Annotated in this window: 15 protein-coding genes; 8 read left to right on the top strand and 7 right to left on the bottom strand. The window is 55.4% G+C overall.

The features are described 5' to 3' along the window. Positions 1–188: 188 nt before the first annotated feature. Positions 189–1,577, top strand: coding sequence for an SLC13 family permease (locus tag WD429_RS11475; RefSeq protein ID WP_368422310.1), 1,389 nt, complete (start codon positions 189–191; stop codon positions 1,575–1,577). 34 nt (positions 1,578–1,611) lie between these two features. Here WD429_RS11475 and WD429_RS11470 read toward each other — a convergent pair whose 3' ends face one another. After that, positions 1,612–3,687: a tetratricopeptide repeat protein gene (locus tag WD429_RS11470; RefSeq protein ID WP_368422309.1), complete on the bottom strand. Its 2,076-nt coding sequence runs from the start codon at positions 3,685–3,687 to the stop codon at positions 1,612–1,614. A 200-nt stretch (positions 3,688–3,887) separates the two neighbouring features. On the opposite strand from WD429_RS11470, the gene WD429_RS11465 reads away from it, so the two are divergent. Then, positions 3,888–4,877, top strand: coding sequence for a helix-turn-helix domain-containing protein (locus WD429_RS11465; protein WP_368422308.1), 990 nt, complete (start codon positions 3,888–3,890; stop codon positions 4,875–4,877). A gap of 33 nt (positions 4,878–4,910) precedes the next feature. Here WD429_RS11465 and WD429_RS11460 read toward each other — a convergent pair whose 3' ends face one another. Together WD429_RS11460 and WD429_RS11455 are read right to left on the bottom strand one after the other, a co-directional pair. Continuing rightward, positions 4,911–5,936 (bottom strand): porin, encoded by a 1,026-nt coding sequence (locus tag WD429_RS11460; protein ID WP_368422307.1) that lies wholly within the window; start codon positions 5,934–5,936, stop codon positions 4,911–4,913. Between the two features lie 33 nt (positions 5,937–5,969). Continuing rightward, positions 5,970–7,658: an arylsulfatase gene (locus WD429_RS11455; RefSeq protein ID WP_368422306.1), complete on the bottom strand. Its 1,689-nt coding sequence runs from the start codon at positions 7,656–7,658 to the stop codon at positions 5,970–5,972. 352 nt (positions 7,659–8,010) lie between these two features. Here WD429_RS11455 and WD429_RS11450 point away from each other — a divergent pair, with 352 nt between their 5' ends. From WD429_RS11450 to WD429_RS11435, 4 genes are all read left to right on the top strand, one after another. Beyond that, positions 8,011–8,970 carry an alpha/beta hydrolase gene (locus tag WD429_RS11450; RefSeq protein ID WP_368422305.1) on the top strand — a complete coding sequence of 320 codons (960 nt, stop codon included), beginning with the start codon at positions 8,011–8,013 and terminating at the stop codon, positions 8,968–8,970. A 56-nt stretch (positions 8,971–9,026) separates the two neighbouring features. After that, positions 9,027–9,947 carry a transporter gene (locus WD429_RS11445; RefSeq protein ID WP_368422304.1) on the top strand — a complete coding sequence of 307 codons (921 nt, stop codon included), beginning with the start codon at positions 9,027–9,029 and terminating at the stop codon, positions 9,945–9,947. 63 nt (positions 9,948–10,010) lie between these two features. Continuing rightward, entirely contained in the window at positions 10,011–11,660 is a 1,650-nt protein-coding gene (locus WD429_RS11440) for a flavin-containing monooxygenase (protein ID WP_368422303.1), read from the top strand. 247 nt (positions 11,661–11,907) lie between these two features. Then, entirely contained in the window at positions 11,908–13,614 is a 1,707-nt protein-coding gene (locus WD429_RS11435) for a sigma 54-interacting transcriptional regulator (RefSeq protein ID WP_368422302.1), read from the top strand. A gap of 76 nt (positions 13,615–13,690) precedes the next feature. On the opposite strand, the gene WD429_RS11430 is transcribed toward WD429_RS11435, so the two are convergent. Continuing rightward, a complete protein-coding gene (locus WD429_RS11430; protein ID WP_368422301.1) occupies positions 13,691–14,572 on the bottom strand; it encodes a fumarylacetoacetate hydrolase family protein in 882 nt (293 codons plus the stop codon). 223 nt (positions 14,573–14,795) lie between these two features. Between WD429_RS11430 and WD429_RS11425 the strand changes: the two genes are divergently transcribed. Together WD429_RS11425 and WD429_RS11420 are read left to right on the top strand one after the other, a co-directional pair. Then, the gene (locus WD429_RS11425; protein ID WP_368422300.1) at positions 14,796–15,743 is read left to right on the top strand and encodes a p-hydroxyphenylacetate 3-hydroxylase reductase component; all 948 of its coding nucleotides are present in this window, start codon (positions 14,796–14,798) and stop codon (positions 15,741–15,743) included. Positions 15,744–15,849: 106 nt separating this feature from the next. Next, positions 15,850–17,424, top strand: coding sequence for a methyl-accepting chemotaxis protein (locus WD429_RS11420; protein ID WP_368422299.1), 1,575 nt, complete (start codon positions 15,850–15,852; stop codon positions 17,422–17,424). Between the two features lie 54 nt (positions 17,425–17,478). Here the strand turns inward: WD429_RS11420 and WD429_RS11415 are convergent, their stop codons facing one another. From WD429_RS11415 to WD429_RS11405, 3 genes are read right to left on the bottom strand one after another with little or no spacing between them, the layout of a single operon-like run. After that, positions 17,479–19,128 carry an arylsulfatase gene (locus WD429_RS11415; RefSeq protein WP_368422298.1) on the bottom strand — a complete coding sequence of 550 codons (1,650 nt, stop codon included), beginning with the start codon at positions 19,126–19,128 and terminating at the stop codon, positions 17,479–17,481. Positions 19,129–19,173: 45 nt separating this feature from the next. After that, complete coding sequence (locus WD429_RS11410; RefSeq protein ID WP_368422297.1) at positions 19,174–20,262, bottom strand: SMP-30/gluconolactonase/LRE family protein; 1,089 nt, start codon at positions 20,260–20,262, stop codon at positions 19,174–19,176. Positions 20,263–20,296: 34 nt separating this feature from the next. Beyond that, the gene (locus WD429_RS11405; RefSeq protein WP_368422296.1) at positions 20,297–21,142 is read right to left on the bottom strand and encodes an alpha/beta fold hydrolase; all 846 of its coding nucleotides are present in this window, start codon (positions 21,140–21,142) and stop codon (positions 20,297–20,299) included. Positions 21,143–21,260: the final 118 nt, after the last annotated feature.

The raw sequence follows: 21,260 nt of genomic DNA, 5'->3' as shown, positions 1-21,260 counted from the left end.
TGTTTGTGCTGTTCGGCGATATTCTCGCGCAAATTCCGCTGTTGCTGAGAACCATGGCGGTTACCATCGTGGTGATGCTGTTGATGAGTTACGTGCTGATGCCGCGTATGACCAAGTGGTTCGCGTTCTGGTTGTTCCCGAAAAAGAACCATGATGTCCGTTAACCGCAAGAAGGACATGCCCCGGTGATGCGCAGTCTCCCGATTACCCGGTCTCAATGGCTTGCCCTGATCCTGATTCCGGCGCTGTCAGCAGCCCTGCTTCTAGGCCCCGTTGCGGGATGGTTTGAAGGGCCTCAAATGCTCTCGGCCCTGCTCGTCATGGCCGGGCTTGTGCTGTTTGCCACCGGAGCCCTGCCGGAGTTTGTCACCGCCTTGCTGGTGCTTACATTGGCGATGCTGCTATCACTGGCGCCGGCCGACGTGGTGTTCTCGGGCCTGACGTCAACGGCTTGCTGGCTGATTGTGTCTGGTCTGGTGATTGGTATCGCCATTTCTGAAACCGGCCTGGCCCAACGAATTTCAGACCTGTTCACCCGCCACATGGACGCCAGCTACACCAAGCTGATTGCCGGCATTGTGATTTTCGGGATTCTGTTGGGCTTTGTAATGCCCTCCTCCGTGGGCCGTATTGTCCTGTTTATTCCAATTGCACTGGCCATCGCCCAGAACTGCGGTTTTGAGCCTGGCAGCAACGGCCACAGGGCCGTCGGCCTGGCGGCGGCCTTCGGCAGCCACCTGCCCACCTTCGCCATTCTGCCCGCCAACATCCCCAACATGATCATGATTGGCTCAGCCGAGAAGATTCATGGCTGGAGCCCGCTGTTCGGGGAGTATCTGCTGCTGCATTTTCCCTTGCTTGGACTTCTGAAGGCCATCTTGCTGGTGATTGTACTGGTGTGGTTATACCCGGACAGGCCCAGACCTGTTGCGCAGCTCAGTACCCACCGACCTTTCGACTTTCGGGAGTCCCGTCTGCTGGCGATTATGCTGGTCACTCTGGGCTTCTGGCTCACGGACGCACTGCATCAGATTTCAGCCGCCTGGGTCGGCCTGGCCGCCGCGACCCTGCTACTGATGCCGGGCATTGGTATGGTCTCCACCCAGAGCTTTAACCAGAAAGTGAACATCAGCGCGATCCTGGTGGTGGCCGGCCTGCTGGGCATAGCTGGCCTGATTAACCATCAGAACATCAGCGGTGTGATAGGAGATCAAGTGCTCGCCTGGCTACCGTTGGAGCCAGGCAGGGACTTTGGCAATTTTATAACGCTGGCTCTGGCGGCAACGGCGACCGGTGTATTCACCACCCTGGCTGGCATTCCGGCAACGCTGACGCCGCTGGCAGAGCCCATGAGCCAGATGACCGGCTTCAGTCTCGAAGCCGTATTGATGACTCAGGTGCTGGGTTTCTCAACCATTATTTTCACCTACCAGTCGGTGCCGCTGATGATGGCCATGCCCCTGGCAGGCATTCCGATGCGACATGCGGCACGGCTGTGCCTGATTCTGGCAGCACTCACCATCGTGATTCTGTTTCCGCTGGATTACCTGTGGTGGAAGTGGTTGGGGTGGATCTGAAGCGATAGCCACCCCGGCAATCCTGTCGCCAGCCTCACAGGTGATTCATCAGTGCCCGCAACTGAGCGTTATCGGGGTACCGTTGCAGCATGGTTTGCGTCACTTGCCGGGCCTTTTCTTTCTGGTCCAGTTGGAACAACGCAACCGCGTAGCGATAACCGAAGAGCCACTGACCGGGCGCCAATGTATGGGCTTGCTCCAGATCCGCCAGCGCCGCCGGGTAATCTTGCAGGCGGATGCGGATCAGTCCCCGCAGGTGAATCAGTTGCGGCTCATCAGGGCTGTGCCCCAGGGTCTGGTCAATGGCCCGAACGGCTTCAAGGTTCCGGTCGCCGGAACGGAGGATATCGGTCAGCACGATGGTGGCAGGCACGTATCCGGGGTCTTTGGACAGGGCGCGCTTGAGCTGTTGCTCCGCTTTGTAGACATAATCCCCTGCCAACAGGTAACGCGCTTTCAGCACACTGCCCGCGGGCAGATCTGACTGCGTATCAACGTAGTGCTCGTATTCCTGCTGCACCTTGGCCCAGCGCTCAGGGTCCGGCATCGTGCCCGACCACACCATGGATTCAAACGCCGCCAGCCTCACCGCCAGCGAGTCATCCGCCAGACCGTTTTCCGCAAGACTCCGAACCCTATCCATGTCTCCGTGCCTCAACACACGCATGGCACTTTCGCGGATCAGGGCATTGCTGTCCTGTGACAGGCGCGCCAGCAGGTTTGTTTGCCTAGCGGCAAGCACTTCCCCATGCTGCTCCAGCAAGGTCGCTCGGCGAATGGCCGGCTCACGCTCATTTTCAAGGTAAGCCAGAATCTCTGGCAGGTTTTGCTGTTGCACATGGTGCCAGGTATCCGACTCGTACAAATCCGGGTACCAGTTTTCCACCGTTGCAATCGACCAGGCGCGATCCTCATCGGTATGGCACGCCAGGCAAACATCCGGGCTGCCGGATTCTCTCGACACATCGGGCCGGGGCACCATGAAACTGTGCTCCCGGCGATCATCAATTTTCATAAAGGTGGCTTCCGGCATGTGGCAATTCACACACTGCGCGCCTTCGCTGTTGAGGGGATGATGGTGATGATCCGGCGTATCGTAATCACCGGCATTGTGGCACTGGGCGCAAACGCCATTGCCCTCAATTTTCAGCTTGCCGGTGTGAGGGTTGTGGCAGTCGGTGCAGACCACGCCCGCCTGGAACAGGCGGCTCTGTTCAAACGAGCCCAACACAAACACTTCTTCACGCACCCGGCCATCGGAGAAATACAGGGGCTGATCCAGCCGGCTCAGGCTGAACTGGTCATGCATCTGGCCATGGTTTGAGTCGGTCAGGCTGGTGCGCAGGGAGTGGCACTTGCCACAAGTAGACACTTGCGCCGAGTTGGATTCTGGCCCCTGTCGTCGTGGCGGCTGTTTGCCTTCACTCACCAGCCAGGCACCCACTGCCGCCAGCTCCACACCCGCCGTCAGGCTTTGCCCATTTCGACGGGCCTCGGCATGTTCGCCCGCCGAGTCATGGCAGGCGGTGCAACTCACCGCAACGTGTTTAAAATCGGTGTGGTATTGATCTTCGACCGGGTCATAGTTGCGTGCCAGCCCGGTGGAATGGCAATCTGCGCATTGGTTGTTCCAGTTCTGGTAGATACCGGTCCAGTGCATGGCATCACCCGGGCGATTGCCACCGGGCTCATCCAGTCGGAACCAGCGCTGGCCACCGTCAGCCTTATCCCGGGTGTCCCAGGCAATGTTGAAGGCCTGAAGGCGTCCTTCGCCAATATCAATCAGATACTGCTGGAGCGGATACACCCCGAAGGTATAGCGAACCGTCCACTCACGCTTTTTATCGCCTTCATGAGTGTGGATTTGAAACTGACTACCCTCTTGCTGGAATTGAACCCTGAGGTCTGAATCCTCATAACGGGCACCCGAAAAATCACCCGCCACCGACTCGGCCGTCGCTTCCGACATGGCAACGGCGTGCTGAGACCCGGACCACTCTGCCACCTCCCCGGCATGACACTCCACGCAACCAGACGGATTGGCCAGAAGGTTCCCACTCGCCAGCGCCAGAAGCCAGATGGCAAACAGTCTCCGTAGCGGTTTAATCATATCGTTCAATTCCGTGTTATTTTTTTAGTCATTTCACCAGATCATAAACCCTGCTTCCCGGATTATCCCGGCAATAATCCCGGAACACGGTCATTGCAAAGCCCGGCCCAACTTCAGGCGGGTGGCCTGCGAATTGCTTTATTTATGATAAACAGGCCCGTGGCTATTACGGCTGAACCGACAACAATAATGACTCCACCATGAACGAGAAACTGGTTCCTTTCCGCTACAATGTGGGTGTGCGCTCTCCCGATTTCGAGGAGGCAAAGGCGTTTATCAATGCCCACATTGAAGATCGTGAAGTTGCCCCGCTGTCCTCCAGCGGCCGGGCAGAAAACCTGCTTACCCTGCAGCCCTTGGGCAGCAGCTCGCTGTTCGGTGCCATGTGGTCTGAAAAGGTGCACATTCAGTCCGAAACCCAAAAAACCTTCCACGCCGTTCTGGTGCTGTCCGGTAACATCTACTGCAAATCCCTGGATACCAATGTGCCGGTTAACAGCCTGGTACTGACCGCACCGGGAAAGCAGGCAGACCTGATCTGGGAAAAAGGAACCCGGGCAGTGGTCATGAGCCTGGCGCGCCAGAAACTGCTGGACACCCTGGGCGTTCCGGATCTCGATTTTCTGCGCCAGACCAATGCCATCATACCCGGCGACCATCAAGACGCCTTGTTACTGAGGAATGGCATTACCTGTCTCGCTCAACAACATGAGATCTGTGAGGGACAGATTGCGCCCTCTGTTCAGTCCCAGTGGGAGGGACTGCTATTGTCGCAGTTCGCCAACCAGTTGCACCGGGAGAGACAGGAAAACCCGTCAATACTTCCCGGTCGGATTCGCCTGGCAACGGAGTGGATACGGGCTCATATTCACCAGCCCATGTCGGTGTGTGATCTTCTGCGGGTTACCGGCGCCAGCCGACGATCCGTGGAGTCCGGATTCCGCACTTACCTCAACACAACGCCTGCCAAATTCATTCTCTGCCATAAGCTCAAAGGCGTTCGGGAGCTGCTCAGCAGCAACCCTGACCTCAGCATCGGCGATGCCGCCTTCTCGTTCGGTTTTAATCATCTGAGTCACTTTACCCACCAATATCAGGAAGCCTTTGGCGAGCTGCCGTCGGAAACGCTTCGGCAGTGTCGCACCTCGCCCGTGGTGGTCAACAAAAAAGCCCGGCTGGATTCGGCGTAACACCGAACCTGACCGGGCAAGACGCTTTCATATTCAGAAGCTTACGTTGAAGCCCATGGCGTAGTTGGTATCAGTAACCAGCGCACCTCTCATAACAACGGGTTCATCATAGAGCCCGGTCTCTGCCCATACTTTCACTTTAGGTGTAAGGCTCTGTTCAAGTTTCAGGGTATAGACTGAGTTGTCAGCTGCGTCATAGTCGTGGTTCTTTTCCTTGTAGCCTACCGCTATGCCAGCACCACCTTCGGTGATGTACTGGGCGGAGACACCGTAGGAATCGAAATCCGCCTTGCCCTCGGGAGCGAGGGGGTAAGGAGCATCCTTGTTATTCTCCCAGGTTGCACCCAGGGTTAATCCACCCAGCCGATAACTGGCTCCGGCAGCCGTGATCAGGTAGTCATCGGTGGTAAATGCCGGCAACTGATTTTGCATCAGCAAGGTGGTACCGATGGCCATGGCCAGGTTGCCATTTTTGTGCACCAGCCGCACCGAACGACCATCAGCGTTCTCATCGTTGCTGCCATTCAGAGTGATCGCGGCTGCCACCAACTTGGTTTTCAGAAACCAGGGTGTGTGATAGGCGAAGGTGCCGGATGTTCTGTCTGGCTGGGCAAAAATACCATCCGCATTGAGTACATCATGCGATTCGTTGAACTCGTAGTGATTGATATGCCCATAGATGTCACCCCACTGGCCGCTGGTGCCACGAGGGGCGACCACAAACAGCCCGTACTTCGTTGGCAGCCAGAACTTGGCTTCCTTCACGTGTATATCCGCCTCACCATCGCGCCCGACTGCGGGATCGTCAGCGCTATTAGCCGCTCCTGCCAAGTCGATTTCGACCGCATAGTGCAGGTTCAGGCCTTTATCGATGGTTGCCTTGCCCTGAAGCCCAAGCTCGATCTCAAAAGCTTCCGCTTCGGCATCTTTCCCTTCCACTTTCAGCGCACCGGCACTGAGGTACCCGTAAAAATCCGGTTTCTCCAGTTCAACCGCGAGGGCCGGGCTGGCGGCTGCTGCGGAAACCGCAGCAGCCAGGAGTGTCTGTTTTAATTGCATGGCGTATCTCCTGTTCTCAAACCTAGGGCCAGATTACTCAACACACTTGCCATACAGGCAGGTGGTGAAGCTGTAACCCACTTTCCGCATGTCGGCAGGATCGGCTTTGATGACGCCATTCCGGCTTACATACTTGTCCCACTCAGCCAACAGCTGCTTCAGCTTTTCAGGTTCTTTACTGGCAAGGTCCGTGGTTTCGGTAGGGTCTTGTGCCAGGTTGAACAGCTGCCATTCGCCAGGACCATAAGGTGCATCAAGCAGACGGATTTTCCAGTCACCCATGCGCACGGCGGATCGGCCAAAGAGTTCCCAGCCCACCACACGGTTCTCAGGTGAGTTACCGTTCAAACCTGGCAGCATGGAAACGCCCTGCACTTCGAAGACCTCACGGCCTTTATAAGGGCTCTTGGGCACATCAATACCCGCTAGTTCCAGGAAAGTGGGCATGATGTCCATCACATGGAAGAACTCATGATTGATCTCACCTTTGTCGTCACCACCCGGCAGGCTGAGAATCGCCGGCACCAGCAGACCACCCTGGGCGGGATAACCTTTCCACATCGGCCAAGGCGTTGCGCTCACCTGCCCCCACTGTGGGCCATACCAGATGTAGGAATCCGGGCGACCCATGTTGTCGAAGCTGTTGTCGTACTCAGCGGCAATCCATTGCTTGTTGCGGGGCAGCACTTCCGGGCTGTTGCCGTCGGCGCCGTTATCGGACATGAACATGACCACGGTATTGTCGAGCTTGCCGGCTTTTTCCAGATGCGCCATGACCCGGCCGATGTTCTCATCCATGTTATCCACCATGGCGGCATAGATTTCCATCTTGCGGGCTTCAATTTTGCGTTGTTCGTCTGTCAATTCATCCCAGGAGGGCAACTGATCAAACGGTACATTAGCCGCCAGCTTATGGCCGACCAGTCCCATTTCCTTCATTTTGCCCAGGCGCTGCTGGCGAATGGCTTCATAGCCTTCGTTATAGCGACCCTCATACTTTTTAATGTAAGAGTCCGGGGCCTGAATCGGCCAATGGGGAGCGGTAAAGGAAAGCACGTGAAAAAACGGTTTATCGCCGGCAGATTCAACGTATTCGATGGCTTTATCGGCATAGAAATCCGAAGAGAAGAAACCCTTTGGTACCTCTACCTTCTTGCCGTTGTCCAGATAAATGGCCTTGGGATCGACGCCAATAATGGCACGGCCATCATCAAAATGGCTGGCACCGCCCTGTACCAACACCCAGGATTCATCAAATCCGCGCGCGGCGGGGCTCAGTTCCTCGGTACGGCCAAGGTGCCATTTACCGGTGGTAGAGGTGTGATAACCGTTATCCCGAAGCACTTCAGGCAGCGTGACCACCAGATCGTTCAGGTAGCCTTCATACCCCGGCTGCCCTTTTTGTTCCGGGGTTAACAGTTCGGCCATATTACCCATGCCTGCGCGGTGGTTATCGGTACCGGAAAACAGCATGGAACGGGTTGGGGAGCAGGTTGGTGCCGTATGGAAGTTGGTCATCCGGACGCCTTCATTGGCCAGGGCGTCCAGACTCGGGGTTTCAATTTCCCCCCCGAAAGAGCCGATGTCGGAGTATCCGAGGTCATCGGCAATAATCAACATGAAGTTGGGTTTGTCAGCCGGATTGGCGGAAGCCAGCGAAGACGCTGCCACCAGCCCCAGGGCCAGACCCAACCGACGAAGCAATATGTTGTTTTTGTGCATGCTATGCCCTCTGTCAGTTTGTTGTTCTACCACCAGTGTGTGGTCAACTTCATTCTGACGAGAGGCTTGTAATAGGCGTTATCCCGTATGCGCAACGACTGTCATAATTGCGCAACAAACGTGAATTAATCATCCATTCCAGTTCTCGCTACGATCACTTATTTCCTGAAACCGGCTTGCGGATTTCAGGAAACCGGGCCCACAGCACCGTTATCACCGATTGCTGAGGCACCAGAGAGACACCACATATCTTATTGATAAATAATTACTTTAAAATATTTTGTCGGGATTTTACTCGCTGGCACACCGGTTGCTCTGCCTCTTGTTACAACAACAAGCAAGAGGACAGATCATGGCTCTGGACCAATCAAGCTCAGAATTTCTTCAGCAACTCGCCGACCAGGGTGCACCGGCATTTCATACCCTGACTGCCCCCGCCGCCCGCGAGTTTTTCGCCGGCCTCAGAGAGATCATCGGCGAAGGCCCCGACGTTTACGGTTGCGAAGACCTTGGCATTCCGTCTGGCGCAACCACCCTAACCCTGCGCACCCTGGTACCCACCGAGAATCCGGAAGGCATCATCGTTTACCTGCACGGCGGCGGCTGGGTGGTCGGTGCTCTTGACGATTACGACACGCTGGGCCGGTTCATCGCAACCGAGAGCAATTGCGCCGTAGTGCTGGTGGATTATCGACTGGCCCCGGAATACCCCTTTCCGGCTGCGACTGACGATGCCTGGGCAGCCTTGCAGTGGGTTGCATCGAACCGCCAACGGATCGTCGGCAAGCAAAGTGAGTACGATGATCTTCCGATCATTGTTGCTGGTGACAGCGCTGGCGGAAATCTGGCCGCTGTCTGTGCCCGCAAGGCCAGGGACGCCGGCGGGCCCGAGATTGCACAACAGGTTCTCATCTACCCGGTCACCCAACCGGATCTGAGTACTCCAGGCTATCAAGCACCTGAGAACCAGGGTCTGCTGGGCCAGCAGGATATGGCCTGGTTCTGGGATTGCTATGTGCCAAACGCCGATCAACGCCAGGACCCGGATGCCTCGCCATTGCTGGCCGACAACCTCGACCACCTGCCCCCAGCCGTTGTTATCACCGCTGAACACGATGTGCTCAGTGACGAAGGGGCCGCCTATGCCAAACGCCTTCAAGCTGCTGGCGTACCTGTCCATTTTCGCCAGTTCGACGGCCAGATACATGGCTTTTTCACCATATTGAACGCTCTGCCCGCCAGCGAGACTGCCCGCGGCTTCGTGGTCGAGCACATGCGCAAGGCGGTCACCAACACCACTTCGGTGGCCTGACCCACCCAACCAACACAACAAATACAACAAATACAACAAACGGGAAGGAATAAATTATGACCAAAACGACTCAAGCCCAACTCCGAACACTGGCACTGGTCACCGCATGTACCGGGATGGTGGCCACAGCTCACGCTGTGGAAAACGGTGTCACAAACTGGCCAAACGGCGTCAACACCGTTCTGCCGGCCATGATGCCGGCACCCGGCGAAACCCAGTTTTACGGCTACACGGTGTTCTACTCCGCAGACAAGTTCAAAGACACCAATGGCAATACTACGCCAGGCAAGTTTGAGCTGGACGTCTTTGCCCAGGCCTTCCGCCTGAACCGCACTTGGGACTACCTGGCCGGCGAAGGCATCACCTTTACCAGCGGCGCCATCCTGTCTGGTGGCCGTAATTCTCTGGATGTGGGCGTCGCTGATGACTCCGAGACCGGTCTGAACCAGATCTACGTCACGCCGCTGTACGTGAACTGGTCAGCCTCCGAAACGCTGCACTTCTCAACCGGCTTCAGCGGTTTTATTCCGCTCGGGGATTACGACCGGAACAACCTGATCAACACCACCAGCAACACCTCGTCATACATGCAGGAATTCAACATGACCTGGTTCCCAAGCCAGCAATGGGAGCTGTCGCTGTCACCCACCTTCACGTTCAATTTTGAAAATGACGACACCAATTATGAGTCCGGTGATGTCTTCAACGTGGACTACTTTGCCGGTTACCGGCCGGCTTCCGCACCGCAATGGCAGTTTGGCTTAGCGGGGCACTACACCAAACAGTTCTCTGATGACAAACAGAATGGCCAGACCGTGGGCGATGGCAACCGGCTCCAGAAAATAGGCGTTGGTCCGCAAGTGTTTTATGGACTGGGCCCAAGAACAGCGGTGGTCTTCAAGTACTTGCACGAGACGGAAGTAGAAAACGGCTCCCAGGGCCATTCCTTCTGGTTCCAGTTCGCCATGCCGATCTGAACGGGCTTAACCGGCCACCCCGGCCATTGCTGTACGAGCAAACAAAAACAAGAGGTTGATATCATGACTGCACAAACCAACACCACGATTCACACCGATGCCGTAGTTGTAGGCGCCGGCTTTTCCGGGCTGTACATGCTCCATACCCTGCGGGACAAACTGGGCATGAAAGCGGAGGTATTTGAAGCCGCCGATGGCGTGGGAGGCACCTGGTACTGGAACCGTTACCCCGGCGCCCGCTGCGATATCTCCAGCTATCACTACTCATTTTCCTTCTCCGAGGAAATCCAGCAGGAATGGAGCTGGTCCGAAAAATACGCTGGCCAGGCCGAGATCCTCGATTACCTGCGGTTTGTCGCCGATAAACTGGACCTACGCGACGACATTACCTTTGAAACCCGCGTTGTCTCGTCCGATTTCGACGAACGCATCAACCGCTGGACCATCAAGACGAACCGTGGCCACACAGTCATCTGCAAGTATTACATTTCCGGCGTTGGCACCCTGTCTACCGCCGCCATTCCCAGCTATCCGGGCAAGGGCTCGTTCAAAGGCAACGTTTACGCCACGTCCAACTGGCCCCATGAAGGTGTTGATTTCACCGGTAAGACCGTAGGCATTGTCGGCACGGGCGCCTCTGCCATTCAAGCCATCCCCCTGATTGCCGAGCAAGCGAAACACCTTACCGTGTTTCAGCGCACACCCAATTACGCCACACCGCTGCAAAACGGCCAGATGGAGGAAGCAGAGGCCCGCGCCATCAAGGGCCGCTATGGCGAGTTCCGCACAGAGGCACGTGCATCATTAGCCGGCGTGCCATTTCCGAACATGCGCGAATCCATCTTCAAGGACAGCCCTGAGGACGTGCAAAAGCACCTGGAAGATTGCTGGAACGACGGAGGCTTTGCGCTCTGGCTGGGCAGCTACGGCGATGTACTGTTTGACGAAAAAGCCAACGCCATCGTGGCCGAATTTGTCCGTAACAAAATCCGGCAGCGCGTCAACGACCCGAAAACCGCGGAACTGCTGTGCCCGGACTACCTCTACGGAACCAAGCGCCAGCCCTGCGAGACCAACTACTTTGAAACCTACAACCGGGACAACGTGTCTCTGGTGGATATCAAGCCTAATCCGATCAGCCGGGTCACTGAGGGTGGCCTGGAGCTGACCAGTGGCGACAGTCACGAATTCGATTGCCTGATTTACTCCACCGGCTTTGATGCCTTCACCGGCCCATTGTTCAACCTGAACCTGACCGGCCGTCACGGTGTCCGTCTAAAGGACTACTGGAGCGAACGCCCCCGGACCAACCTGGGATTGATGTCTAACGGATTCCCGAACTTTTTCATGATCACCGGGCCACAAAGCCCTTCTGTGCTGTTCAACATGCCGCTGGGTATTGAGCAGCATGTTGAGTGGATTGCTGACACCATCCGGCACATGGAAGCTAACGGAATAGCCACCATCGAGCCCGAGAAAGCCCGGGAAGACCAGTGGCATGGCGTGGTGGAAGGCATCGCAAATTCTACTTTGTTACCCAAGACCAACACCTGGTACACCGGCTCCAACATTCCGGGCAAGCCCCGCTCCTTTATGGTTTACCTGGGCGGCGGCGCGGCTTACAAACGGGTCTGCGACGAGGCAGCAGATAACGATTATGCCGGTTTCATTCTCGGCAAGGCGTTTGCTGATCAGGAGGCCGTTGCATCGTAGCCTCTCAATAAGGGCGACGCGTCCTTTTCCCGGTGCCACCTTGGCGCCGGGCTTTTTCGCGCGCGGACTTCATCATTTCATGAACCGCTTGCGGATATGCTGAATACTTTCCCATACCTGCGACCACCAAACACCTTACCAGGCACCTTCTGACAGCCCGCCCGTCTCCGGGCACGATTCCTGCTATTGTCTATCTGAGTTACCCGATGGCTGGCTCACCATAACTACAAAAACAGGACTCCTCACTATGCCAATGTCGCAGGACCCCAAATTTCCAACCAGCCAGGATCTGGTCAGCCAGATCCGTTTCGACACCAAGCAAGGCAAGGTCTGGATGCATGAGCAGCGAATGTTACTGGTGCACAGCAGCGTGTTCAGGACCTTACGGGACGAATTGATTGCGACCATCGGCGAGCAACGCACCCGGGGCCTGTTGATGCGATTGGGATTCCACTCCGGGTGGCGCGATGCCGAACTTGCCCGCAAACTCCGCCCGGATTTGAGTACCGCCAAAGCTTTTGCCGCCGGCCCCCAGCTAGCCATGATTAAAGGCATGGTCAACGTCTCGCCGGTACGGATGGATTTTGATCTGGACGAAGGCAGCTTTTACGGCGAATTTCTGTGGGATGGTTCCTTTGAGGCAGACCTTCAACTGGCCAACGGGGGCCTGACCGAAAACGCAACATGCTGGTTTCTCACCGGCTACGCCAGCGGCTTTACCACCTACTACATGGGACAGAAAGTGTTGTTCCGGGAAGTCGAATGCCAAGCGAAAGGTGATAAAAATTGCCGCATTGTCGGCCGCCCTGCGAATGAGTGGGACGACCCGGAAGAGCTCAACCGCATTCTGAAACCGGATGCATTGGCTGAAGAGCTGCTCTCACTGCAAAGCCAATTGAGCGAACTCCAGGCTAGCCAACACGATCAGTACGATCAACAACAACTCGCCGTAAACTCTGTCGGCCATTCCCACAGTTTTCAGCAAGCCTGGAGGTTGCTCCAAAAAGCGGCTAGCAATAATGTATCTGTACTTTTGCAGGGAGAAACAGGCGTTGGCAAAGAAATCTTTGCTCGCAGTTTACACCTCAATTCGCAGCGGGCGCAGAACCCGTTTGTTGCACTGAACTGCGCCTGTATACCACCAGACTTGATTGAATCTGAACTCTTCGGCGTAGAGAAAGGTGCATTCACCGGTGCCCACACAAGCCGCCCAGGAAAATTCGAGCGCGCCAACGGCGGCACGCTTTTTCTGGACGAAGTTGTCGAGTTATCACCCAGAGCCCAAGCGACCCTCCTTAGAGTTCTGCAAGAAGGCGAGCTTGAGCGGGTGGGAGGCATAGAAACCCGAAAAATCGACGTGCGTCTGGTTGTTGCCACCAACGAGGATTTGGAAGACGCGGTCGCCAAGGGCAAGTTCCGAGCCGACCTGTTCTATCGTCTCAATGTTTACCCGGTCCACATCCCGGCACTGCGGGAGCGGCGGGATGACATACCACTTTTGGTTGAGCATTTTCTGCAGAAGTTCCAGGTTGAGTACCAGAAGAAGATACCCGGCATTTCCGACAAAGCTCGCCAGGCACTCATGGGATACCGTTGGCCGGGAAACATTCGCGAACTGGAAAACATGCTGGAAAGGGGCGTCATTTTGACCGAGAACAACCAGCTAATTGATATCGAAGCGCTCTGCCCAGCGCTGGAAAAACCGGAAGATCAGGATTCAGAAATAACCCAGGGCGGCCACCTGCAAAAATCACAAAACCACAATTTCAGTAAACCGGATCCAGCGTGCGAGGCAATGCTCAACGAAGGCTTCGCGTTCGATGATTTTGAAAAAAGGCTGATCTGTACCGCCATGTATAAAGCCGATGGCAACGTGTCTCAGGCAGCCCGCCTTCTTGGGCTGACCCGGGCACAGCTTGCCTATAGGCTGGAGAAGCTCGGTTCGGACACGTAGTGTTTTGAGTCTCCGTTGTGTAATTCACCGAATTGGAGCTCACCTTTTCCAAGTATTCACATCAACCAGGGTGTATTTACTCAGGCACAACCGTGTTCTCAATATGCCCTACCCCATCAATCTCCACCCGCACAACATCCCCCGGCTGCAACAGATTCCCCGTCGCCATGCCCACATTGGCGCAGGTCCCGGTGGCAATAAGGTCGCCCGGCTCCAGAGTCATCACCTGGGAAAGATGACTGATCTGCTGCCAGATGTTGTAGATCATTTTTGAGGTATTGGTCTGTTGGCGCACGTCTCCATTTACCAGCAGGCGCATGTTCAGGTTGTGGGGATCATCGATCTCGTCATCGGTAACAATCCAGGGGCCAATCGGGCCGTGGGTATCGAATGACTTGCCAAGCGTGAACGTCGGGCTTGCGGCCTGCCAGTCCCTTGCGGACACATCGTTCGCCACAAAATACCCCGCTACCACGCTACGGGCATCATCTTCGGTCACGTAACGACACCGTTTACCGATAACAACACCCAGCTCCGCCTCATAATCAAGCTTGCTGGATACCCGGGGATAGACAATCGGGTCAAACGGGCCGGTGATACAGGACACCTGTTTGTTGAACCACAACTGGGTCTCGGGTGTGGGAATGCCCTTGGCATTCGCCTCTTCCGCATGATCCTGATAGTTCATACCAATAGCGAGGTACTTCTGCGGATCGGGTATGGGGGCCCTGAGGGAAACCTCTGACAACAACGCTCCTCTCGCGTCCCTGTCCGTACCCCCGCCCGTAACCCAGTCGATCAGCTGACGGATTTCTTTCAGGTAGGATTCTCCACCGGCAAGGATGTCTTTGATGGCTACCGGCATATGGGGCAGGTTGTCGGGAATGTCCACAATCCGGTCATTTGAAACCACACCAACAGACAGCTTGCCATGCAATGAATAATGAGCGAGTTTCATTTTCTCTCCTTGCTGCACGGGAATATTCCCCTGTCTGGCTGCAGGGACATTGCACCAATCACGCCATAGCCCCTTTCTGAACACAATCTAAAAGCCTTTTCAATTTATCCCGGATGTAACTCCATCACATCCTGTTTAGCATCGTTATTGAACGCAAATACCTTGCAGACGAAGGCCACCTTCGCCAGTGCCAACGTCTGGTAAATATTGATAGAGAGGCCCCATGACAACCACTACCGCGGATTTCGACACGCGCGCCTTCAGACGAGCACTCGGCAATTTTGCCACCGGCATTACCATCATCACCGCTGAATCTCCGGATGGCATAAAAGCGGGCGTAACCGCTAACAGTTTTAACTCGGTATCCATGGACCCACCGCTGATTCTCTGGAGTATCGACAAGGGGTCCAAGGCAATCGATGTGTTCCGCACTGCAAGCCATTTCACGGTTAATATTCTGGCTTCCGATCAGGCACACCTTTCCAATAATTTCGCTAAATCGGGTGACGATAAGTACGCCGATATCGACTACAAGCCAGGACTTGGAAACGCACCCGTCTTTGACGGCGTGTCAGGTTATTTCGAGTGCGAACCGTGGGAGTTTGTAGAGGGCGGTGACCATTGGATCATCATCGGCAAGGTTGTTAACTTTGTTGATGAGGGCAGGCCCCCTCTCGTGTACCACCAGGGCGGGTACTCGATGGTCATTCCGCACCCACGCTTTCAGAAGCCCGCTGAGAGCGACCAAAAAGATGCGGAAAGGTGCATGCTCAGCAGCCCACTTGGCAACAACCTGTTTTATTTGATGATTCAGGCTGTTAATTCCTCCCACGCCAATTTCGTTTCTCAACATCTCAAGGTCGGGTTGAGAAATTCTGAGTCCCGCCTGCTACTAGTCCTCGACAGCGCAAGTGACCACGCAACTCCGGCAGATCTGCAAAAAGCAGTTGCCATGCCCGCTCGTGAAATCAAGGAAGCCATGCAGACCCTCGAAAGCAAAGGGCTGCTGACAGGCGACCTCGAGAACCATCAGTTAACCGACGCTGGCCACGCCAAACTCAAAGAGCTGTGGGACATCGTGCTTGCAGAACAGGAAAGAGTGTTCTCTGGTCTGAGTGAGTCCGAACTGGAAATCTTCAAGAAAGCACTGAAATTGGCAGTGTCAGCCTGAACATATAAGCCTGCTTCCAACGCTGGGAGCGGGCTGCCTGCCTTAACACGCTTCTTGAACGACTGCTCTCACCTCCTCGCTTCCAACAATAACAATGGGTTATTCCATGAAAAGAAAACTCCGTTTCCCCAGTCTCAGCGTCGGTAAAAAACTCGCCACCGGTTTTACCTTTCTGGTGGTTCTGGCGGCAGTAATGGCAGCCTTTGGCGTGCACACGCTCATGGAGCTCAACCAATCCGCACGCATGGTTGCACTGGCCAGTGAGGCGGAAACCAGCCTGCTCTCGGCGAGGGCGGAAGAGAAAAACTTCCGGATTCGCAAGGACGAAGCCTTTGCAGACTCCGCCATCGGGCTTGCGAATGAGGCCGCAGCGAGCATAACTACGCTGAAAAAAATGCTGACAACCGAACCTGACATCGAACTGGCTCAGCAAATCCTGGAGGGCGTTACCCAGTACAATGTACTCATGGAAGATTTCAGGCCCCGCGTCAATGACCGCGCCATGGTTGTGGATGCCATCGAAAACAGGCTCAGGGCCGAAGCAAAAGTCGTCGTGGAAAATGCCGTTGAACTTCAGCAACAGCAGTCACACCAAATGCAATTGCAATACGAGCAGGGTCTCCGCCTGCTACTTGTGGCTCTTGCCGTGCTGATAATTCTCGCAGTGGTCGTTTCCTGGGGCCTTACACGCAGTATCACGCGGCCTATCAGCGAAACCATAGAGCTTTCGAGGCGCATCGCGGACGGCGATCTGACGGTAGAAATCAACTCACATCGAACGGATGAGTTCGGCACATTACTCTCCACCTTTGCGGATATGGCCAGGAAGCTCAGGGAACTGGTGCAGCGAATTGATACCAGCGCAAACAGCATCGATTCATCCAGCCAAACCCTCTCTGGCATTACAAATCAAACCATAGACGGGATAAGCCGCCAGAACGGTGAGACTGAGCAGGTTGCCAGCGCGATGAACGAAATGGTCGCGACCGTCAATGAAGTGGCAACCAGTGCTGGTTCTGCCTTTGAGGCGGCCAGCCTGGCGCACGAGAAGTCAGACAGGGGCAATGAAGCGGTAGAGCTTACGGTTGAATCCGTTACCAACCTGAACCAGAAACTCGACAGCTCCATGACACGCCTGCGAACACTCCAGGCGGATACTCAGAACATCGTTACCGTGCTTGATGTCATAAAATCCGTGGCAGAGCAGACCAATCTGCTGGCTTTAAATGCCGCTATAGAGGCTGCAAGAGCGGGGGAACAGGGAAGAGGCTTTGCTGTGGTAGCCGATGAGGTCCGTTCCCTGGCCCAACGCACGCAGAATTCAGCCTCCGAGATTGAAACCCTGATCAATACACTGATAAGCAGTGTTGAAGAGACAGCCAATGCCATGGCGGAAGGAACCCGGTTGGGCGAACAATCACTGCACCAAGTGGAGCGCACCGGAAGCACGATCAAGGAGATGGTATCGGCGGTGGAGAATATCCGGCAGTTCAATAGCCAGATTGCCACGGCGGCCGAGCAACAGACGTCTGTAGCAGAGGAAATCAACAAAAACGTTATTCGTATTCGCGATATTGGCCAGCAATCATCAGCGTCGACAGAGCAGGTTTCCACGGCGAGTGATGAGCTTGCCTCTTTGGCGAATCAACTGAATGATCAGGTAAGCCAGTTCCGGTTCTAATGTTGCGAGGCATCGGCAATCACCATGATCACCGATGCCTTTCAAAGCTAAACCTTATTCGGGTTCCACAACACCCACCCGTTCAACGTACCGCTTCCACTCCTCCATCATAGACTCCACCCGCTCCGGGTAGTCATCCGACAAATCGGTGGTTTCACCCCGGTCCTCTGCCAGGTTGAAAAGCTCCCATTCATAGGGGCGCTCCATCATTGCGGGACTACCGTCCGGCGCGTAGGCCGACCGCAACTTCCAGTCGCCCATGCGGATATAAGGCTGGGCAAACATCTCACCACCGACGGCTTTGTTCCGGGGCTCTGCCTCATCACGCCAGACCGGTAACAACGACTGGCCAGTGATGGGAAACTTTTCCTCTCCTTTATAGGCAGTGCCGGGGTCGTCAATATCGGCGATTTCAAGGAATGTGGGTAGCAGATCATCTATGCGCCCGTAACCATGCACCACTGAGCCGTTCTGCGCTGACGGCATCGAGGCAGGTAACCGGATAATAGCCGGCGACGAAATCCCGCCTTCTGCAGACGTTCCCTTGACCAGGCTAAAGGGGGTAGAGCTGACCTCGGCCCACCGGAAACCATAGTTAACATTGGAACCTTGCTTGCCAATATTGGCCAGCGAGTTATCGGTGTTCTCATCACCCGGAGAATATCCCCTGGCGTGATCCTCGCCTGCCGCGCCGTTGTCAGAGACAAACACAATCAGGGTGTTGTTGTACTGGCCAGTATCCTTGAGGTAGTCAAACAGGCGCTGGATGTTCATATCCATATGATCAACCATGGCTGCGTAGACTTCCATTTTGCGCGCCTGACGTTCGCGCTCCTCGTCGCTCAGCTCGCTCCAGCGTGGATTAGGCACCTCAGCCGGTTCCGCTGCCGTAAACGCCCCTTCAAACAGATTACCCTGCCAGATTCGTTTAAGGCGGTCCTCACGAATGGCGTCATAGCCCTCGTCATAACGACCCTGATATTTCTCGATGTATTCTTCCGGCGCATGCAGTGGCCAGTGGGGTGCCGTAAAGGCCAGCCAGGCAAAGAATGGCTCGCCATTGTCACGCCCCGAATCGATATAACTGATCAGCTTGTCTGTGTAGAACTCCGATGAGAAAAAATCCGCTGGAACCTCAACATCTTTGCCGTTCTCCCGGTAGGTCACATTTTCAACGCGCACCTCGCTATCTTCCAAAGGCTTGTAGTGGCTGGCACCGCCATCAAGCAGTGTAAAAGCCTGATCAAAACCGAAGTTATGGGGGTCTTGCTCGGGCGCTTTACCCAAATGCCACTTCCCCGCCATGTAGGTGTCATACCCGGCATCGCTTAACAGCGAAGGTAATGAATGGGCCTTCTTGTTGATGTGGCCTTCGTAGCCAGGACGATCCTGCAGTGAAGGAGAGAACGGCAGGACTTCCGCCATAGTGCCCAACCCCACCAGATGGTTGTCAGTTCCTGACATCAGCATGGCACGGGTGGGGGAGCAGGTAGGGGCCACATAGAAGCTGGACATCTTTACGCCTTCATTGGCGAGATCATCAAGCGTCGGGGTTTCGATTTCACCACCGTAACTGCCCAAGTCCGAGTACCCCAAATCATCTGCCATGATCAGCAGGATGTTGGGCCGGGAACTTTCCGCCATTGCGGCAAAGGGGATGGTGAGGGCGATCAGCATTCCACTAAGAAGTTTTACTGCCTGCATAATGTTTCACTCCATACTGTTGCTTAGGGTTAGCAAGTATTAGCGTTACGGTTCCAGCTTGTTGAGACGTATCATCCGGTCGCCATTAAAAGCCCCAACGTAGATATAGCCATCCACTCCCACAGCTACCGAAGCACCCGATAAGACGCCCTCTTTCGCCGAAAAGATGGTGTGACTGGTATTTTTTTCAACATCCACTGCCGAAACCTTGACGCCAAAAGGACAGTCCGCAATCTGATTCATCATGCAATGGGCGAACGTATCCGCATTACGAATGCCTGCTGCCAATATCCGGCCCTGGCTGTCCCAGCTCAGGTTGTCTGGCATAAAGCCAACCGGCACCTCAGCGCGTGTGCGGTTCTGCTCCAGGTCGAATTTGTGAACCTCCCTGGCGGTCCAGGCTGCGAACCAGGCATAGCGGCCGTCGTCCGTTAACTGGATACCGTTCGGAAACGGAGCTTCACTGCCAGGGATCTTCGATAGCCCTTGATCCGGGCTCCAGGACATCAGGTACCCCGTATTGAGACCACTCAACAGCTCGTCCAGCGGTGGCGGGTTGTGCATGCTTTCCGCTTCAAACATGACCGTCGCCACAAACCCCTCTTCCGGATCTGGCAAGGCGGCTACATCGTTAAAACGCCCCAATTCCTCATTCTCAACGCAACCACGCCAGGTTGTGCTCCAGGTATCATCTTCCGGGGCTACCTCAATGAACTCGATAGCCTCCCGGCCATTGTGATTGACGACCAGTAACTGATGCCGCCCGTCTTTCCGCTCACTCAAATGAATTCCATGGGCTCCCATTGGGGCCTCTGGGGCCTTGCAGTCGGCATCGCCCCACCCTGTTTCCGGATCAAAGGCGAGATCAACGTCACGAGCCTCATAACTCTCGCGCTCGATAATCTGAAGTCGTGGCTGCTGAGCCCCATCCATGCCCGGGGTAATACCCATGAACATGAACCGGCCGTCCGGTGTTGGCTCCAGGTCTTCCGGTGGGGCAATGTCACAGATCGGCTGATAATCATCGCCGGGGGCACAAGCGCTGTCAGTAGCATGGACCTGACCAGCCGCAAGGTAGAAGGCCGCTGCAGGCACCATAAGACCTGCGGGCAGTATCACGGGGAATCGGAACATCGATACTTCTCCTGGAACCAGAATGTTTCGTATATCAATGCTTGATAAAGTCAATCACCAAACGGTTGAACTCATCCGCATGCTCCCACTGCGCCCAGTGGCCACACTGGCTGAACACATGCAGGGTTGAATTCGGAATCATGTTCAGCAGCTTCAGGCTCCAGTCAATGGGGACAAAGCGGTCATCCCGGCCCCAGACGATCAGGGTCTTGTTGGGGATATTCGGCAGGTCGTCGGTGTAGTCCCCCATATTAAACTTGCTCTGTTCGACGCTCTTGAGAAAGTTATCCAGATGGTGGGAGTTTTCCATCATCGCTTCGTAACGCAGCTCAATCAGCTCATCAGTCAGGCCGCTGGCGTCGTAGACGAACACATCGAGCATTCGCTTGAGGCTTTCCATTGACGGATTCTGGTAAACGCCGAACAGCAGCTTGATACCTTCCATTGGCAGCGGCGTAAAGATACTGGTTTTGCCAACGCCACCGGCCCCCATCAGGATCAGCTTGCCGACGCGTTCCGGATAATCCTTGACGAACGCCAACGCGCTGCCGCCGCCCATGGAATTACCGATCAGGTGCGCTTTGTCTATGTCCAGGGCATCCATCAGTTGCTTGATCGCCCTGCCGTTTACATCGAAACGGGGTTCGCCGGTCACGATCGGGTCCGATTTACCCCAGCCCGGGCAGTCCATCAGGATGACGCGATAACCCGCCTCAACCAGTGGATCAACGTTGCGATGGAAGTTGGCCCAACCCGTGGCACCGGCACCGGAGCCGTGGATCATCAGCACCACTTCGCCTTCACCGGCTTCGTTGTAATGCAGCTTCCAATCTTCGGTCTGGACAAATTTGCTGGTGCCGTCGTTCGTATACTTGCTCATGATGTCTTCCTGTATTGATTTCGGGTCTATTGGTTACTTCAGATCGATTCAGGCTTTCTGCTTTGCCGCCAGCAGATCCAGCGCCACATCCACGATCATGTCTTCCTGGCCACCCACC

The organism is Marinobacter sp. (genome assembly GCF_040904845.1).
GTDB lineage: Bacteria > Pseudomonadota > Gammaproteobacteria > Pseudomonadales > Oleiphilaceae > Marinobacter.
The sequence above is the reverse complement of the archived record's forward strand: the minus strand, read 5'-3'. Positions and strand labels throughout refer to the sequence as shown.

Bases quoted from the DNA above. Each gene is read 5' to 3' on its own strand.
- WD429_RS11475 (WP_368422310.1), top strand. From the start codon at position 189: ATGCGCAGTCTCCCGATTACCCGGTCTCAATGGCTTGCCCTGATCCTG.
- WD429_RS11470 (WP_368422309.1), bottom strand. From the start codon at position 3,687: ATGATTAAACCGCTACGGAGACTGTTTGCCATCTGGCTTCTGGCGCTG.
- WD429_RS11465 (WP_368422308.1), top strand. From the start codon at position 3,888: ATGAACGAGAAACTGGTTCCTTTCCGCTACAATGTGGGTGTGCGCTCT.
- WD429_RS11460 (WP_368422307.1), bottom strand. From the start codon at position 5,936: ATGCAATTAAAACAGACACTCCTGGCTGCTGCGGTTTCCGCAGCAGCC.
- WD429_RS11455 (WP_368422306.1), bottom strand. From the start codon at position 7,658: ATGCACAAAAACAACATATTGCTTCGTCGGTTGGGTCTGGCCCTGGGG.
- WD429_RS11450 (WP_368422305.1), top strand. From the start codon at position 8,011: ATGGCTCTGGACCAATCAAGCTCAGAATTTCTTCAGCAACTCGCCGAC.
- WD429_RS11445 (WP_368422304.1), top strand. From the start codon at position 9,027: ATGACCAAAACGACTCAAGCCCAACTCCGAACACTGGCACTGGTCACC.
- WD429_RS11440 (WP_368422303.1), top strand. From the start codon at position 10,011: ATGACTGCACAAACCAACACCACGATTCACACCGATGCCGTAGTTGTA.
- WD429_RS11435 (WP_368422302.1), top strand. From the start codon at position 11,908: ATGCCAATGTCGCAGGACCCCAAATTTCCAACCAGCCAGGATCTGGTC.
- WD429_RS11430 (WP_368422301.1), bottom strand. From the start codon at position 14,572: ATGAAACTCGCTCATTATTCATTGCATGGCAAGCTGTCTGTTGGTGTG.
- WD429_RS11425 (WP_368422300.1), top strand. From the start codon at position 14,796: ATGACAACCACTACCGCGGATTTCGACACGCGCGCCTTCAGACGAGCA.
- WD429_RS11420 (WP_368422299.1), top strand. From the start codon at position 15,850: ATGAAAAGAAAACTCCGTTTCCCCAGTCTCAGCGTCGGTAAAAAACTC.
- WD429_RS11415 (WP_368422298.1), bottom strand. From the start codon at position 19,128: ATGCAGGCAGTAAAACTTCTTAGTGGAATGCTGATCGCCCTCACCATC.
- WD429_RS11410 (WP_368422297.1), bottom strand. From the start codon at position 20,262: ATGTTCCGATTCCCCGTGATACTGCCCGCAGGTCTTATGGTGCCTGCA.
- WD429_RS11405 (WP_368422296.1), bottom strand. From the start codon at position 21,142: ATGAGCAAGTATACGAACGACGGCACCAGCAAATTTGTCCAGACCGAA.